The organism is Lysinibacillus sp. OF-1, assembly GCF_028356935.1.
In the GTDB taxonomy this organism is placed as follows: Bacteria; Bacillota; Bacilli; order Bacillales_A; family Planococcaceae; genus Lysinibacillus; species Lysinibacillus fusiformis_D.
This window is the reverse complement of record NZ_CP102798.1, coordinates 1,168,808-1,186,560: the sequence shown is the minus strand read 5'-3', so window position 1 is coordinate 1,186,560 and position 17,753 is coordinate 1,168,808. Positions and strand designations below refer to the sequence as shown.

General features: G+C 37.8%; 17 protein-coding genes. All 17 read right to left on the bottom strand.

Annotation, left to right across the window (positions count from 1 at the left end):
* Position 1 precedes the first annotated feature (1 nt).
* Entirely contained in the window at positions 2 to 1,201 is a 1,200-nt protein-coding gene (locus NV349_RS05545) for a glycosyltransferase (RefSeq protein WP_244504798.1), read from the bottom strand.
* Positions 1,158 to 2,237, bottom strand: coding sequence for a glycosyltransferase (locus tag NV349_RS05540; RefSeq protein ID WP_244504797.1), 1,080 nt, complete (start codon positions 2,235 to 2,237; stop codon positions 1,158 to 1,160). The genes NV349_RS05545 and NV349_RS05540 overlap by 44 nt, the downstream gene beginning before the upstream one ends.
* A gap of 15 nt (positions 2,238 to 2,252) precedes the next feature.
* Positions 2,253 to 2,951: a CpsD/CapB family tyrosine-protein kinase gene (locus NV349_RS05535; protein ID WP_036121265.1), complete on the bottom strand. Its 699-nt coding sequence runs from the start codon at positions 2,949 to 2,951 to the stop codon at positions 2,253 to 2,255.
* Positions 2,951 to 3,667 carry a YveK family protein gene (locus NV349_RS05530; protein WP_271912532.1) on the bottom strand — a complete coding sequence of 239 codons (717 nt, stop codon included), beginning with the start codon at positions 3,665 to 3,667 and terminating at the stop codon, positions 2,951 to 2,953. The genes NV349_RS05535 and NV349_RS05530 overlap by 1 nt, the downstream gene beginning before the upstream one ends.
* A 68-nt stretch (positions 3,668 to 3,735) precedes the next feature.
* Positions 3,736 to 4,893: an O-antigen ligase family protein gene (locus tag NV349_RS05525; RefSeq protein WP_101966486.1), complete on the bottom strand. Its 1,158-nt coding sequence runs from the start codon at positions 4,891 to 4,893 to the stop codon at positions 3,736 to 3,738.
* Positions 4,894 to 4,913: 20 nt separating this feature from the next.
* Complete coding sequence (locus NV349_RS05520) at positions 4,914 to 5,696, bottom strand: tyrosine-protein phosphatase (protein ID WP_249646035.1); 783 nt, start codon at positions 5,694 to 5,696, stop codon at positions 4,914 to 4,916.
* A 131-nt stretch (positions 5,697 to 5,827) separates the two neighbouring features.
* Complete coding sequence (rny, locus tag NV349_RS05515; RefSeq protein WP_036121270.1) at positions 5,828 to 7,387, bottom strand: ribonuclease Y; 1,560 nt, start codon at positions 7,385 to 7,387, stop codon at positions 5,828 to 5,830.
* 560 nt (positions 7,388 to 7,947) lie between these two features.
* Complete coding sequence (gene recA, locus NV349_RS05510; protein ID WP_036121272.1) at positions 7,948 to 9,012, bottom strand: recombinase RecA; 1,065 nt, start codon at positions 9,010 to 9,012, stop codon at positions 7,948 to 7,950.
* 158 nt (positions 9,013 to 9,170) lie between these two features.
* Positions 9,171 to 10,430: a competence/damage-inducible protein A gene (locus NV349_RS05505; RefSeq protein ID WP_058843925.1), complete on the bottom strand. Its 1,260-nt coding sequence runs from the start codon at positions 10,428 to 10,430 to the stop codon at positions 9,171 to 9,173.
* A 17-nt stretch (positions 10,431 to 10,447) separates the two neighbouring features.
* On the bottom strand, positions 10,448 to 11,026 hold the full coding sequence (gene pgsA, locus NV349_RS05500) for a CDP-diacylglycerol--glycerol-3-phosphate 3-phosphatidyltransferase (RefSeq protein ID WP_036121302.1): 579 nt from the start codon (positions 11,024 to 11,026) through the stop codon (positions 10,448 to 10,450).
* A 47-nt stretch (positions 11,027 to 11,073) separates the two neighbouring features.
* Entirely contained in the window at positions 11,074 to 12,003 is a 930-nt protein-coding gene (locus tag NV349_RS05495) for a helix-turn-helix domain-containing protein (RefSeq protein WP_170829781.1), read from the bottom strand.
* A 16-nt stretch (positions 12,004 to 12,019) separates the two neighbouring features.
* Positions 12,020 to 12,805 carry a DUF3388 domain-containing protein gene (locus NV349_RS05490; protein ID WP_008178931.1) on the bottom strand — a complete coding sequence of 262 codons (786 nt, stop codon included), beginning with the start codon at positions 12,803 to 12,805 and terminating at the stop codon, positions 12,020 to 12,022.
* A gap of 217 nt (positions 12,806 to 13,022) precedes the next feature.
* Positions 13,023 to 13,280 carry a DUF3243 domain-containing protein gene (locus NV349_RS05485; protein WP_004224939.1) on the bottom strand — a complete coding sequence of 86 codons (258 nt, stop codon included), beginning with the start codon at positions 13,278 to 13,280 and terminating at the stop codon, positions 13,023 to 13,025.
* Between the two features lie 43 nt (positions 13,281 to 13,323).
* Complete coding sequence (gene ymfI, locus NV349_RS05480) at positions 13,324 to 14,052, bottom strand: elongation factor P 5-aminopentanone reductase (protein ID WP_036121304.1); 729 nt, start codon at positions 14,050 to 14,052, stop codon at positions 13,324 to 13,326.
* On the bottom strand, positions 14,049 to 15,350 hold the full coding sequence (yfmH, locus tag NV349_RS05475; protein ID WP_271912529.1) for an EF-P 5-aminopentanol modification-associated protein YfmH: 1,302 nt from the start codon (positions 15,348 to 15,350) through the stop codon (positions 14,049 to 14,051). Before yfmH ends, ymfI begins: the two co-directional genes overlap by 4 nt.
* On the bottom strand, positions 15,347 to 16,618 hold the full coding sequence (gene yfmF, locus NV349_RS05470) for an EF-P 5-aminopentanol modification-associated protein YfmF (protein ID WP_058843927.1): 1,272 nt from the start codon (positions 16,616 to 16,618) through the stop codon (positions 15,347 to 15,349). Before yfmF ends, yfmH begins: the two co-directional genes overlap by 4 nt.
* 175 nt (positions 16,619 to 16,793) lie before the next feature.
* Complete coding sequence (locus NV349_RS05465) at positions 16,794 to 17,753, bottom strand: ABC transporter permease (protein ID WP_036121312.1); 960 nt, start codon at positions 17,751 to 17,753, stop codon at positions 16,794 to 16,796.

Here is a 17,753-nt window from a genome sequence, read left to right as displayed (position 1 = left end):
GTTAGGATGGACTTTCCTTTAGAATTGCTGGATATAATGATTGATATTGCGCAACAACCTGTTGAATTTGAAAATTTGCTAACACATGTTCACGACCAAGGCTCGCTTTTTGTGCATATTGCCGTGAACTGTAATTTAAAGCCGTATTAATTCCACTTGCTAAAGCCTCTGCATCCTTGGCAGCTACAACCTCACCACTATTCCCGACCAAATAAGCACAATCCCCAACATTTGTTGTGACACAGCATGTGCCGCTTGCCAATGCCTCCACTAGTACATTCGGTAGCCCCTCTCCTACTGAGGACAAAACGAATACATCAGCTGCTGCCATTAATTGTGGAATATCCTCTCTACTGCCTAATAAGAACGTCACTTCCTCTAACTGGGCCGACTCAATCAGTTGTAGTAAATCCCTATTGGCATCATCAATTTCAAAACCTACTAAAAACAAATAAAAATCTTGCCGTTGCTGCCTTAGCTTTTTTACACTAGCCATCAAATTTTCATAATCCTTTAATGGGTCCCATCTGCCAACATGCAATAAAATGGGTTGATTGATGATGTCAAATTGTTCTACAAAATATTGCCTCTTCGTGCTTGGCTTATATTGATCTGTGTTGATGCCATTAACAATGACACGATGCTGCTTACCACTGTAGCCAATCGCTTCATGGATTTCTTTTACTTTTGGTCCACATGAAATAATAGCATCTACGCGTTTAGACAATTTTGCACAAAGCTTGGCAATAAAAATTGTCCGGCGTTTATTATCTTGTTTATTGAGATTACTATGGTGAATTCCCCAAATTAATTTCTTTTTTAGCAATATCGCTAGGATATATCCTAGTAAGTTAGCATGATACATCCATGTTTGAATAATGTCGCTTTCTTGACATAAACGATAGCAATTCATAAACGCGTTGACACGATTGCTACGCAGATCGCATATCGTTACCTTAATATTTAATTGCTTTTCTATTAACTCACCATACGTTCCCATCTCCGTTAAACAGATGACCTCTACCTCATAACCATCCCGATCCATGTTTTCTAAGAGACGATAAAGCATGGCCTCTGCTCCACCAAGGCCAATGGTCGTGATGATATGCGTAATTTTAATCTTCTTTTGAATAGTCTCATCCTTTGATGTAGTTTCGTTATATGTAGAGCGTGCACAATTTGCTTGCAATCGCTTGTGCATCAAGTCCTTTCATTTTAATATGGTCATGAATCATTTGGTGATCCACTTGACCATTCTGAGTTACAATGGCCTGAAGCCAACTATCAATCTCTCCATGTAGATCTAGATAATGCACTAAACCAATATGTAAATCTACTTCTCTCGGTAAAGAGGAAGAAACAATAGCAGGTGTCCCGCAAACTTGTGCCTCTAAAAGGACAATCCCAAAGCCCTCGAAGTGTGATGGCAGGAGAAATTTATCAAAGAGTTGAAGGAGCGTGAGTATATCTGCACGCTGTCCTAAAATTCGTACACAGTCCTCTACATTTTTTTGTTGGACGAGCTGTCGAATTTCTTGCTCTAAAGGCCCATCCCCTATCAAAAATAGTTGAAAAGGGATACCTCGCTGTTTTAAATAGACGGAGAGTTCAATTAAAAAAGAATGATTTTTCACTGGTACAAAGCGTCCAATATGCCCTAACACTAATTCATCATCTTTTATCCCTAGTTCTTCTCTCCATTTTTTTCTCTCTTCAAATGATATACATTTTACTTTTTGAAGTTCAATTGGGTTTGCTATTACTTCAAAAGGCCTTTTACTAAAACAAAATTCCCCCGCCTTTTGACTACATGCCACCAATTTTGTTGCATTGTAAACACTTAGTCTTTTCAACAATGCTAACATAATCTTATTGTTCCACTCCTCAGCAACATTCGTATGGCTGTGTAAAACACGGCATTGAACACCCGCTAAACGAGCTGCCAGCAATGTAAAGACCGCTCGATAGCCTGTATGATCGTGAACTGCGTCATATTGTTGCTGCTTTAGGATTCGATAAAGTTTCCTCATATAAGCAAGTGGTCCTTGCTGGGTAATGTATGTTTCGTAAAATATCTTGGAGCCCTGTTGAACTAATGTCTCATGGTATTGCCCTTTATTAAACGATAGAAAATCAAAATGGTACATTGATTTATTCGTATTCGTCCAAATGTCGACAACCATCGATGTAATACCGCCGAAATCTGTTGTTGGAATAATATGCAAAATTTTTTTCAAAGCTATTTTCCATCCTTATTCTTTGCCATAATAATGCTCGTACGTATTGCCCTTGATCTTATAGTTATTCAAGATAACACCTAAAATATTAGCCTTAGAAACTGTTAAGATTGACTTCGATTTGATAACGTCTGCTTGCCCAACCGCCCCTGTATTGACAATTAAAAGGGTGCCATCACATTTATTCGATAAAATTTGTGCGTCCGATAAAAAAAGTAACGGTGGTGCGTCCAAAATAATGATATCGTATATATTTTTCACTTCAGCCAGGAGGGAGGTCATTGTTTCTGAAGCTAATAACTCTGTCGGATTGGGAGGAATTGGCCCACTCGAAATGATATCTACTCCTTCGACGAAAGTTTCTTGAATCACCTCTTGTAGTGCAGATTGCCGTGATAATACTGAGGAAAGCCCTAAAATATTGTCTAGATAGAACGTATGGTGCAAAGTAGGTTTACGCATATCAGCATCTACAATCAGCACGCTTTTACCCTCTTGCGAAAATACCACACCAATATTCGCCGCATTTGTAGATTTTCCCTCGCCAGCAATGGAAGAGGTTACTAAAATCGTCTTCACATCTCGATTAGGCTGTGAAAACTTAATATTTGCGCGAATTGTTCGATATTGCTCTGATGGAATCGACGACATATCGGAAACGGTGATCAGCTTTCGAGCCATTGGTATTTTCTTTGTTTTTCTCTTAAAAAACATTAGGATGGCCCCCTGACCCTCAGTTTTTTTCTCGTCTGTAATTCGATATTACTGACGACCCCAATCACTGGTAATGATAAAATCTCCTCGATATCTTGCTCTGTTTTAATGGTCCTATCAATCGTTTCTAAAAAATACGCTAGCACAATAGCCAAAGCGAAGCCGCAAATAGCAGCTATAATAAGATTCAGCATTTTATTTGGCTTTACTGGTACTGGCTGCTCACTGTTTTGGGCAACAAAAAGAATATTAATATTGTCTACATGCATCAAGACAGGAATTTCCTCTTTAAACACTTCGGCAATTGAATTGGCGATTTTCACTGCATTCTCTTCATCTTTATCCTGTACGCGAATATTCACCACCTGAGAATTATTGGCGCTTGAAACCTCAATTTGCTTCATTAATTCATCTGGTGTCGTATCAAGTGACAGTACATCAATAACCTTCGCTAAAATAACAGGACTTTTAATAATCACATTGTACGTATTAATGAGTCGCAGATCCGTATCAACATTTTGTGCACCTACTAGTTGCTGATTTTCATAGCTTTTTTGATTGACCAATAATTGCGTTTCCGCTTCATATATCGGCGTTTGAATATAATAACTTATCAATATAGCGATGCCCATAGATAGAAGCATGAGCATGAGGATGAAGAACCAGCGTTTTAGCAATACTTTTATGAGACTTTGTATTGTCATTTCTTCATTCACAAATGGATCCCCTCCTAATAGGCAAATCGTGCACAATATTAATAAAGTATATTAAACAAGCCTACTGGTTATTCGGACAAAGTCGCACTTTTGCCCCTATCCCTCATACTTCCACTTACAACAAATACAAGGAGATGAAGCATATTAAAATAAAGTATTTCAAATGTAGAAACCCCTAATACGGCAACCACGACCAAGGCTGTAAAAACGATAAGCTGTTCATTCATCTGACGATAACCCTTGGCAATGGCAAAAAGAAACAAACAGTAGCTAACCAGTGCCAGCAAGCCTGCCTCCTGTAAAATATTAATCAATGTATTATGTGCATGGGAAACACCTATAGACCACAATGATTCAACACCGTGTCCCCAAAAATGAAAATGCTCAAAAACATATTGCCAAATTTCAAGGCGACCATCTGTTATGTTCGTAGATTTTTTCTCCATTTTTAATAGAATACTTTGTACCGCCTCTTGCATCATGTCCATTTTCATCATCACCATTACTACAACTACACCTAAACATGTAAACAATGTGACCAACTTTATGAAGGGCAGGAAGGTTTTGTTCATGCTTTTAACAATCCAAACCATGACAACAACTGTGGCAAGAGCAACGGTTAATAATGATGTACGCGCATTTGATAGCAAAATAACATACAAACTAATTAAATAGACGACCGTATAAAGTATAAAAGACAGCATGTATTTTACCTTTTGTTGCCCATGTAACATCTGTATTGTCACGTTATACAGTTTCATTAATACTACTATCACTAAACCAATCATAGAAAACCCCATTGTATTTGGATTTTCAAATACACCAGCAAAAGCTTCAAACATATAATGTGCTTGCTGAAAACATAGCATTAAAAATGGGATATAGGCGATTAGCACACTATTTAACACGATTTCTAATACTTGTGCTTTCACAAGATCATTAAAAAAAATAGAAACAGCTATAAACAGGCACATCAATTGTAAACTGTTTTTCAATAAAATCATGTCCTGATTCATACCTGCTGCTATGACACAAAAAAATGTATACAGACTAAAGAAAACACAGGCTTGTACATTGTGAATATGTATTTTTTTATGCAGGAGTACAGATATCACTATGATGAACAAGCCGATTACTAAAGATAATTTATGATAAATACCAGCGACTGGCTGCATGAGACTCATAAAAATAAGTGTGCTAAACATTAATGTGTAGAATATTTTCATGTGATTGTCACGCTCAAATCCTACAAAGACATATGAAAGAAATACCATCGTTTCCTTAAAGCCATATCATCCAATTCGAGTGGCAAAATTGGCTTATTTGCTAAAATGCTTGCATTATTCGTTAAGAGGCGATTGATCGAATCTCCCTCTTTCTTTCTCTCCAGATATTGCAGTGCTGCTTGATAATAAAAGCATCTTGTGCGTAGATCGTGGGCATCAGAGCCTATCATATGAATGTAATTGGCCCTCACTAAAGCAAGTGATAATCGCTGTACTTCCTTACCATACAATCCGGTTAAACTACCCGCCGTCAATTGTGTAAATACCCCTTGTTGAATGAGGGCATTCAGCCTTTTTGGATTTTCTCTAATAGCCATATTTCGTTCAGGATGGGCCAAAATGGGTTTATAACCCGCTATTTTTAATTGTCTTATCATTTCTACCGTATAGGCGGGGATAGTGCTAGAAGGAAGTTCCAATAAAATATAGTTGGACTTTGCTAATGTATGGAGCTGTTGTTGCTGAAGTAGTGTAGGAAGCTCATCATGTAAGCGTATTTCGTGGCCAGTATGGAGTGTAATTGGTATTTGCTCATGCTGTAACAATTGTTGTAAACTCTTGACTCGCTCTTCGACTTTTTTATATGGGACATGATATTGTGGGTGCATGGCATGGGATGTACAAATGATTTCTGTAATTCCTTCTTTAGCAGCTTGCCTTAACATATTCAAGGAATCTCTTTCATTTTGGGGTCCATCATCTACACCGTATAATACATGTGCATGGAGATCAATCAGGATCATCACATCTTTCATCGTTAATCAAAATATAGCCTTGTTCTTTTTTATGATAAGGGCTCCTTAAACATGACTCTACTGAAAGTAAAAAAGAGGCTCTCTAGATATGAATCTAAAGAAACCTCTAACTTTCAATATTATTTCGCGTACTCCACAGCACGTGTTTCGCGAATGACTGTTACTTTAATATGACCTGGATAGTCTAATTCTTCCTCAATACGTTTGCGGATATCTCGCGCAAGACGATGGGAGGCTAAATCATCAATTTTTTCAGGTTGTACAATAATTCGAATTTCGCGTCCAGCTTGAATTGCATAAGATTTTTCTACGCCATCATAGCTTTCTGAAATTTCCTCTAACTTTTCAAGTCTGCGGATATAGTTTTCAAGTGTTTCACTACGTGCTCCTGGACGAGCTGCTGATAATGCATCAGCTGCTGCGACTAATACCGCAATGACAGATGTTGCTTCTGTATCACCATGATGCGAAGCAATACTGTTAATAACGACTGGATGTTCCTTATATTTCGTTGCTAATTCCACACCGATTTCAACGTGGCTACCTTCAACTTCATGGTCAATTGCTTTCCCAATATCATGTAATAAACCTGCGCGACGAGCTAATGCTACATCTTCACCAAGTTCAGCAGCAAGTAATCCTGCTAAATGTGCGACTTCAATTGAATGTTTTAGGACGTTTTGTCCATAGCTTGTACGATATTTCATGCGGCCTAAAATTTTCATTAAATCCGGATGTAAGTTATGAATACCAATTTCAAATGTAGTTTGCTCACCTGTTTCGCGAATTTGTTCATCCACTTCACGACGAGCTTTTTCCACCATTTCCTCAATGCGAGCTGGATGAATGCGACCATCTTGTACAAGTTTTTCAAGTGCAAGTCGAGCCGTTTCACGACGAATTGGGTCAAAGCCTGATAAAATAACGGCTTCTGGCGTATCATCAATAATTAAATCAATGCCTGTTAACGTTTCCAAAGTACGGATATTACGGCCTTCTCGACCAATAATACGACCTTTCATTTCATCATTCGGCAAGTTCACAACAGAGACAGTTGTTTCTGCTACGTGATCTGCAGCAAAGCGTTGTAGTGCTAATGATAAAATTTCACGTGCTTTTTTATCTGAGTCTTCTTTTGCACGTGTTTCAGCTTCCTTCGTCATCACAGCTATATCAGTTGTCAGTTCTTTTTCTACTTCATTGAGGATAATTGATTTAGCTTCTTCTCTAGTTAAAGCAGAAATACGTTCTAACTCTGTTTTCTGTGATGCAACGAGCTCATCCACTTTGCTCTCCATCTGTTCAATATGCTGTTGTCTTTCAGCTAGAGCTTGTTCTTTACGCTCTAAGCTTGCTTCTCTCTTATTTAGAGCATCATCCTTGCGATCAAGATTCTCTTCTCTTTGCAATAAACGGTTCTCTTGTTTTTGAAGTTCTAAACGACGTTCACGAATGTCATTTTCGGCTTCAGTACGAAATTTGTGAGTTTCATCTTTGGCTTCAAGTAGTGCTTCTTTCTTCATTGCCTCCGCTTCTCGTTTTCCTTCTTCAACGATTGTTTCAGCGACATGTTTAGCACCAGTGATTTTTGAGTCATTCACTTTTTTCATGTAGATATAGCTAACAGCGGCACCAACGATGAGTCCAAGCAAAGCGGAGATGATAGTAATTCCATCCATATGAACACCTCCTCTTGCTATTTGGGTATTACAGTTTCAGTCGGCGCATACATCTATGTCACTTTGGCAAAAATGTGCTAGATTTTACTTGTGCAAAATCCGTTTTATTAGCCAAAGCTTTCGCTTCATTCAGTAGGTGTTTAGACATCTATTGAAAAGGAACAACAACCACCCATAACAAGGAAATCTTAAAAAGTGTAATGTCCATTTCACTATAAACATTTGCTAAATGAAGACAAAATGTACTGCCTATTTAAAGTCATAATTCAGAAATTATACATATTTAATTGTATAGCTAGCCTCAAACTCTGTCAAGGTTAGTCAGGCGTCTGCTCGCCCCATCGGATAAAAAAAAGTAAGTCCTATCCATTCAGTGAATTTTTTCCCTATTACTTTTACACTAGAAAAAAATTCACCTTCAAAACAATTACCATAAAAACAGTACATTAGAAATAACACGTCTAAGGCTTAGAGCCTCTCTCTTATTATGTGTAAAAATTGAAGATTATAGACAAAAAAATGCATTGTCCCCTTAAATAAAGCGGGAACAATGCAATCGTTTATTTTTCTTCTTCAAGAAGCAACATTAATTCGTCATCCATCTCTTCTTCATCATGTGCCGCAATTGTATAAGAAGAAGCCGCGATACCATAAGAAGCTCGAATTTTATTAGCGATTTCTTCTAAAACAGCTACATTTTCTTTTAAATACTGTTTAGCATTTTCTCGACCTTGACCTAGGCGTTCGTCACCATATGCATACCAAGAACCACTTTTTTGCACAATATCTAATTCTACACCTAAATCAACTGTTTCGCCTTCTTTAGAAATTCCTTCTCCATACATAATATCTACCTCAGCTGTACGGAAAGGTGGCGCTACTTTATTTTTAACAATTTTAATTTTTGTACGGTTACCAACAATATCATTACCTTGTTTAATTGCTTCTGCACGACGCACTTCTAAACGGACAGAGCTATAGAATTTCAGCGCACGTCCACCTGGTGTTGTTTCTGGGTTTCCGAACATGACACCAATTTTTTCACGAATTTGGTTAATGAAAATAGCAATCGTTTTTGATTTATTAATCGAACCTGAAAGCTTACGTAATGCTTGAGACATCAAACGTGCTTGTAAGCCGACATGAGAGTCACCCATATCGCCTTCAATTTCTGCTTTTGGCACTAAGGCAGCAACAGAGTCAATAACAATAATATCAATAGCACCACTACGCACTAATGCTTCTGCAATTTCAAGTGCTTGCTCCCCTGTATCTGGCTGTGATAATAATAGCTCATCAATATTAACACCTAATTTTTGTGCATAGATTGGGTCTAATGCATGCTCTGCATCGATAAATGCTGCTTGTCCACCTGTTGCCTGCACTTCTGCAATAGCATGTAGAGCAACTGTTGTTTTACCAGATGATTCAGGACCATATACTTCGATAATACGTCCACGTGGATAACCACCTACGCCTAATGCTGCATCAAGTGCTAGCGAACCACTTGAAGATGTCGCAATTTCTAAATCGGTTCTTTCACCAAGTTTCATGATGGAACCTTTACCAAAATTCTTTTCAATTTGTTTTAGAGCCTGTTCTAAGGCTGCTTTACGATCACTCATTCATTTTCCTCCTTCGAAAACTGTTCACTGTTTTTATCTATCTCTACTATACTTGTTTTTAAGAAAACGCGCAAGAAAAAAGCGAACATTTATTCGATTTTTCTTCAAAATAAAAATTTGGATAGTTTTCCTCTACCCAAATTTCTATTTCACTCTATTTAATATCGTTTTGTATAACCGCGTTCTTCTAAAAGCTGCATTAAATAATGACATGTAAATTTCACCGCACGTAGTCGATTTGTATTTCGCATGCCTGATAAATGCAGTAAATAAGTAAGTGGCTCCTCATCATTGATAGCAATACCAATCCAAACCGTACCTACTGGCTGGTGATCATGCGCTGTCGGACCAGCCTCTCCTGTAAGACCAATTCCAATATTAGTAGCAAACTTTTCGCGAACAGCACTTGCCATTGCCGCCGCACACTCACTGCTAACTACACCATGTGTATCAATTAATTCTTTTGAAATGCCAAGCTGTTTTATCTTTGCATCAGCAGCATAGGTAACAACGCCACCAATCAGTGCATTGCCTACCCCAGGAATTTCCGCAAGCTCAGATTGAAATAACCCAGCTGTTAAACTTTCTGCGGCAGCAATGGTTAACTGATTATCAAGTAGCATTTCTACCGTTTTAGAGGCAAGAGAGTCGTCATCTACACCATATTGATAATCTCCCACAAGTGCCTGTATCTCAGCAACCTTTGTAGCTATAAGCTGTTGAGCTTCCTGCTCTGTAGCCGCTTTAGCTGTAACACGTAATGTTACTTCTCCATCAGAGGCAAGTGGGGCAACTGTAGGATTTGTTTGGGCATCTAGAATATCTTGAACTCGTACTTCAAGCTCTGCTTCACCAATCCCATAGAAACGCATCACATGTGATGCAATGATCCCTCCATCATTAAGCATCGCAGCAAGCTTTGGTTTCGCTTCAAATTGAAACATAGGTTCCAGCTCTTTTGGTGGTCCTGGAAGTAAAATATAGGTGCGGTCATTTTTTGTGAAAATCATACCTGGCGCCATTCCATGGTGGTTGGCTAGCACTTCACTGCCAGCTAAAATTAATGCCTGTTTCCGATTATTCTCCGTCATTGGACGTCCTCGTTTGGCAAAAAATTGCTCAATATACGTTAATGCTACATCATCAGACTCAAGCGAAACACCAAGATGACGAGCAATCGTTTCCTTCGTTAAATCATCTTTCGTAGGTCCAAGTCCTCCCGAAAAAATAATTAAATCGGCACGAGTCTCCGCCACTTCAATAGCCTGTTCTAAACGTTTCGTATTATCGCCTACTACAGTATGATAAAAAACGTTGATACCAAGCTCGGATAATTGACTTGAGATAAATCTCGCATTTGTATTCGTAATTTGACCTAATAATAGTTCTGAGCCAACCGCAAGAATTTCAGCATTCATGATTCACAAGACCTTTCTTATTTAGACTCAAGTAAAACACGTCGATTTAGATAGAAATAATCCCACCCAGACCAAAGCGTAAAGAACAATGCAATATAGAGCATGATCGTATCAAATGGAATACCAAACAGTGTAAAGATTGTATTGTGTAAAAGAGCAGCTGCAATCGCTACAATTTGTGCCCAAGTTTTGATTTTACCGAGCTGATTAGCAGCAACAACTTCTCCCTCACCTGCCAAAATCAAACGTAAGCCAGTTACGGCAAATTCACGGCTAATAATAATGATGATTACCCAGGCAGGTGCCATATCAAGTTCTACCATTAAAATGAAGGCTGCTGAAACCAGTAATTTATCAGCTAAGGGATCTAAAAATTTCCCAAATGTTGTCACAAGATTATACTTACGTGCATAATAACCATCCACCCAATCTGTTGTTGAAGCAAAGATAAAAATAAGTGCACCTATAAAATGGTGGATCGGCATCTCAGCGCCAAATAGTGTCAAAGTTCCCCAGCCGAAATCAAACATCATCACAATGACAAAAAATGGAATAAGCAAAATTCGAGAGATGGTAATTTTATTTGGAATGTTCATTTTTCTAACACCTTTCATGATGAAAGAAAGTAGCCATCACCTGATGACTACTGTTCTTTATTGAAATTGATGACGATATTTTGCGTTACAATCTGCTGTGCATACGGTAGAAGTTCGTCATTAATATAGATTTTAGCCTGCGTTGAATTACCAAGACGGACACGTACATAGTTTTGTGTTGTAGCATCAAACTCAACTACTTCTCCAGCATTATAGACACGTGTGTCCGTTAATAATTCTTGTTGCTGTTGGTTGCGAATACCCACAAATGTAGGACCTGATACTTCGATTTTAATTTTCATTGTATCTGTACCTGTTAAGGTATAAGAAGTCGTCGCCCCATCCGCCTCAACCGTCCCCGCGGAAATTGTTTGCTTCATCTCTTCTGTTTGATCTGTTTGATCTTCATCAGTTGGTGTTTCCTCTGTAGAGTTTGTATCTTCTTTATCTTTTTTCTGTGCATCTTTATTTTCTTTGTCTTTTTTATCCTTTTCACTATCAATTGGTTGAATATTAGTATCATATTCCATTTCAGGAGTAGTATTTTCTACTTCGCTTGTCCCTGAACTATTTTTAGATTGCCATAGTATCCATATGGCCACAATGATTACAACGATAAATAAAGCTACAATGATTTTTGGCATAGCCTCCATCATTTTATTGGAAGGGCCTTTCGTTACTTTTCTTCTACTTGGACTATTCGTCATCGATTGACTTACTTGGTCATTTGGAGTACTCGGTAGTTCTTTTTTATAAGTCTCTAAAATTTCCTCTGCGTTCAAACCAACAGCTTCTGCATACTGCTTAATAAAAGCTCGTACATAAAACGAACCAGGCATAATGGAATAATTGCCTTCTTCAATTCCTACTAAATAACGCTTTTGAATTTTCGTTATTTCTTGTAAATCGTCTAAGCTGTAGCCTTTAGACAGTCTCGCCTCTTTCAGTCGAGTACCTAATTCTGCCACTAATAACACCTACTTTAACATCAAATTAAAAATTAAATCCTCCAAATGAATCGGATTCGGACATGTGATTTTTTTCCATTATTTCATAAGTAATTTCTTCATCCGTGTGATGACGTAATTCAATGATATAATCAAAATCCTCTATTTTATATTCTGAATGCTGCACAAACATATCTGGATGCTCAACAACTTTAATGCAAGGCATATTCATCATTTCACGCACTAATTGCAAATGTCGCTCATCAGATGAACGCCGAGTCACAATACCATCTAAAATAAAAATATTGTTACGACTAAATTCGTCTCCCACAAGTTTATTACGAACAGTTTGTTTAATCATTGTAGACGATAAGAAAATCCATTTTTTATTGGCACAAACACTTGCAGCTACAATGGATTCAGTTTTTCCAACGCGTGGCATACCACGAATACCAATTAGCTTATGTCCTTCTTTTTTAAAAAGCTCTGCCATAAAATCGACTAAAATACCAAGTTCGTCTCTTACGAAGTGGAAAGTGTTTTTTTCGTCTGCATCTCGAGGAATATAACGACCATGCCGAATAGCTAGGCGGTCACGAAGTTTTGGTTGTCGAAATTTGGTTACGTTAATATGTTCCATTGTCGAAACAATTGTACGAAAACGTTCAATCGCCTCATCATTGTCTGTATGCACTAACATACCACGTCGGTCCTCATCGACACCATTTATTGATATAATATTGACACGAAGCATCCCTAAAAGTGAAGCAATATCTCCTAATAATCCAGGGCGATTCACCTGAATTTCATATTCAAAGTACCAATCGCTCAACACACTCGTTCCCTTCCTATTAGTTAACGTAAAAAATCCTTTATAAGTTCCATCATAGCTGATTTTTTATGTAATGGAAAGTTAGAATACATGGAATTACGGCGTTATTTACTAATTTTTTTTGATGCATGTAGATTAGGCTTACATACGTTCCCTTTTTCGTAGATAAATAGCTTTTTTATATAGAAAAAAGAGGAGATTGGCTCTCCTCTTTTATTTACTGCACATGCTTATTTTGTACAAGCTTAATGACACAATTCGCTAATGCATGCTTCTCATCTTCAGAGGCAACGCCCCATAAATCCGACAGCACTCGCTCTTGTTCGTTTTTAGGATCGACATTTGTCGCTAAATATTCCCCAATTTGGACAGCAGCCGTTTGAATCATTTTCTTTGGCATACCACTCGATTCAGCTTGCATAACGTTTTGTCCTAAAAACGATGTCCATTTTTGCCAGTTTTCTAAAATGGTCATATTTCCTCCTCCTTTACACATGTAGTATGTGCAAAAAAGAATATTATATGTACCAACCGCCATTTAATCGTATGATTTGTCCTGTCACATAATCTGCTTTACCAGACAAATAAAAACGTACCATTTCAGCTACATCCTTTGTCTGACCAATGGTACCTAAAGGAATATCTTCTAAAATATAATTAAGTTCTTCTTGATTTAAATGGCTGTTCATTGACGTATTTATAAACCCTGGAGCAACAGCATTTACTCGAATACGGGATAGTGCCGCTTCTTTTGCATAGGATTTGACAAAAGCATGTTGTGCTCCCTTAACGGTTGCATAAAGTGCCTCACCCGCTGAGCCAGCCTCTCCCCAAATGGAGCCAATGAATAATACATAGCTCACCTCATGCTTACGCAATTTCTCAGATAGTAAAGCTGTCAGTCGCATTGGATTTTGAACGTGGACACGCCATAAAGCATCCATATCCTCCACTGTTGTATCTTCGAGCAGCGAATAATGTGCCTGCCCATTTGCAAAGACAATGGCCTGCACATTAAAAATTTGCGCGGCTACCATTTCCGCTCCTGTTAAAATAGAAAAATCCCCCTGCACAAGCATAAACTCTTGTGCAGGGAAGGTTTTAGAAAGCGAATCACATAATTTATGTGCCGCATTTTTATTATTCGAATAATGCACATAGATGGACCATCCATCTTCTGCAAGACTTTGACAAATGGCACGACCAATCTCACCTGATGCGCCTAAAACAAGGGCAAATTTTTTCACTGTGCTCCCTGCTTGCTTGGCAAAATTTTAAAGACTGTTTGTTGGGATTCTCCTTGAATAGAAGTAAAGGCTTTGTGTAAATCCTCTATTGTTAATGTTTCAAGAACTGGTACCACATCAAACAAATTCATATCATTAAAGGAATAACGTGTAAATTGGTTTGCGATGAATTCAATCGAATTTAATGCTCGTAGGAAGAAGCCAATTTTTTTACGTTTTATACGTTCCAAACCAGCACTATCCAATTGGCTATTCCCCTCATATTTCACTAATTCTTCTTTTATCGCTTGGGCCAATTTATCAGGCTCTGCTGAATCCGAACCAATCATGGCAAAACCAAAGCCTTTTTCTAACGTAAAATCAAATGCATAGGTCTCATCGATTAAACCTTCTTCATAGACACGTTCATAAAAATTAGATGTACGGCCAAAAATAAGTTCAAGCGCGATTTGAACAGACAGCTCATGCTTTAACATATCCTGTCCTGATAAATTCGTATCCTTTGCTTTCAAACCAACATAAATTTTCGGCTTTTGTACATCCATATTTAATGTACGTTCTTTAATCGCTACGTCTGTTGGTTCTGTATCAAAGAAACGTTGAATTGGTGTTGGCTCTGGGAACTCTTTTTTACCTTGATTGTCACGAATAAAAGTCATCATTTCCTCTGGCTCTACAGCGCCAATGACAAATAATAACATATTTGAAGGATGATAAAACGTATTGTAACACGTATATAAATGCTCTGCTGTAATGCCGTCAATCGATTCAATCGTTCCTGCTATATCAATTTTTACAGGATGTTGATGATACATATTTTCAATCGTACCAAAATATAGACGCCAGTCTGGTTGATCATCATACATCGTAATTTCTTGCCCAATAATTCCTTTTTCTTTGTTGACAGTAGCTTCTGTAAAGTATGGCTCTTGCACAAAATTCAATAAAGTTTCTGTGCTCTTATATATATTGTCAGTAGATGAAAATAAATAAGCTGTGCGTGTGAACGACGTAAAGGCATTCGCCGAAGCACCATATTCGCTAAATTTTTGAAAAACATCACCATCTTCTTTTTCGAACATTTTATGCTCTAAAAAGTGTGCAATACCATCTGGCACTGTAATACTTTCCGTTTCACCGATTGGTACAAACGTACGATCAACAGAGCCGTACTTTGTTGTAAATGTTACAAATGTTTTGGAAAAGCCCTTTTTTGGTAAAATATATACATCTAAGCCATTGTCTAGTTTTTCATAGTAAAGTGTTTCATCTAGTTGTTTAAATTCAATTGTTTTCATTGTGCGGCTTGCTCCTTTCCACATAAGAAATAGACCGCTTCAAGCTGCACTTGCTTAGCCATTGCAACAACGTCTTCCTTTGTTACAGCTTTCCACTTATTTGCCCAGGCTTCAACAGAGAATTCCTCAGGTAAATCTTTATATTGGTCAAAAATTTCAATTTGTCCACGCGCAGAATCCAAGGACTCTTTTAGCTGATTTGTCAGCATAGCCTTTGTTTGCTCCAGCTCTAAATCTGTAATGTCTCCAGCCTGCATGACAGCAAGTTGTTCTTTAATTAAAGACAATGCTTTTTCTTCATTTTTAGCTTCAATCCCAGAAACAACAAACAGAAGACCGTAATGCGATGCATAGGAGCTTGATGCGTAATAAGCAAGACTCTCTTTCTCACGCACATTCATAAATAATTTAGCATGAGGATAGCCTCCAAAAATGCCATTAAAAATCTGCATTTTAGCAAAATCAGCATCTCCAAATCGAATAGGCGTGCTAAAGCCAATATGAAGCTTACCTTGTTTCATTTCATGCTGTTCTCTTACGTAATCATTGTCAGGATGCTGTTGTGGTAATACTGCTGGCACTTCCTCTGGTGTGCGATCATTAAATGGTAGCGCTTTTTTTAATTTCGCTACAAGTTCCTCTTCATTAATGTCTCCAGCAACATAAATATCTATTTTGTCGTTAGCGAGCATGGATTGGTATGCCTCAAATAAAGAAGCAGGCGTAATTTTTTGAATTTCTTCTACGCTACCATTAGCCGAAATCGATGCAGGCTCGTTTGGTCTCAAGATTTGTTGTAAACGGAACTGAGCAAAACGAGATTTATCATCAAAAATAGATTCAATCCGTTGAATGACTGTTTTCTTCTCCCGTTCTACAATCGATTCCTTAAAGACACCGTTTTCTAAATTAGGCTCAAAAATAGCTGTGTGCAATAAACCAAGTACGTCGTTTAAGACACTTGTATTTGCTAGATAATGATCATTCACAGTCTCCACATTCATTAGCACCGTATGTTCATTACCTCGTTTTGATGTATCAAAATATAAAACAGTACCATATAAATCATCTAAAAAGCTACGGAAAGCAGCAGTTGTTTTATATTTAGCATTACTATGCTGTAGTACATTGGTTAACACTGTACGTTCCGATGCACTTTTAGCAGTTAATGCTCTTCTCCATTTAATCGAAAAATTTACGGTTTTAAATTGGGTTGTTTGTCGGATATGCAAATTGACACCTTTTGCAAAAGGTATTGTTTTAAACATATGAAACCCTCCTATCCTTCTTAATATAACGATGTACTACACATACTATACATGTCTATTGTCTATAATTGCAAAAAGAATCCAAAGTATGTATGGGAAAAATTAAAAAATACACCAATTTCATATGTAAAAAAAGACTGAGCATCGTTCACTCAGTCTTTTTGATTCATTTTTCTTAACGTTTACCTTTAATATAAGGCTGTCCACTTGCTTTTGGAGCATTCGCTTTACCAATAAAGCCTGCTAATGCAAGGATTGTTAAGACGTATGGTAAAATTTGCAGATAAACGGCTGGTACATTCTCGATGAATGGAATTTGACTTCCTGCAATACTTAATGTTTGCGCTAAACCGAAGAATAAGGCTGCTCCTAATGCACCAATTGGATGCCATTTCCCGAAAATCATAGCGGCAATGGCCATGAAACCTTGTCCAGCAATTGTTGCATGCGAAAAGTCATGTGTAATTGTTTGTGCATAGACTGCACCACCAAGACCACCTAATGCCCCAGAAATAACAACGGCAATATAGCGCATTTTATTAACATTAATCCCCATTGTATCTGCTGCCATTGGGTGCTCACCCACAGCACGTAAACGCAAGCCGAATGGTGTTTTATAGATAATAAACCAAGCACCAATGGCTACCGCAAATGCTAAAATAGATGTGCTGTAAACATCATGGAACAATAAAGGACCAAAGAATGGAATATCCTCTAAATAAGGAATACCGAAACGGTCGATTGGACGTGTAATCATATCCGTTTGACCTTTATCATAAATCATTTTAACTAAGAAAACTGTAGCAGCTAAGCCAAGTAAGTTAATGGCTACACCTGAAACTGTTTGATCGGCACGGAAAGAGATCGAAGCAACAGCATGGAAAAGAGAGAAAATCCCACCAATAATCATAGCTGCTAACATCGCTACCCAAATCGTTGCCACACCTAATGATGAAGCGAATTCTAAATTGACAAAAATACCAACAAAAGCACCAACAATCATTAAGCCTTCTAGCCCGATGTTGACTACACCAGAGCGTTCAGAGAATACTCCACCGATAGCAGTAAAAATCAAAGGTGTTGCATAAAGAATCGCTGAAGGGATGATGAAATATAACATTTCTAAAAAGCTCAT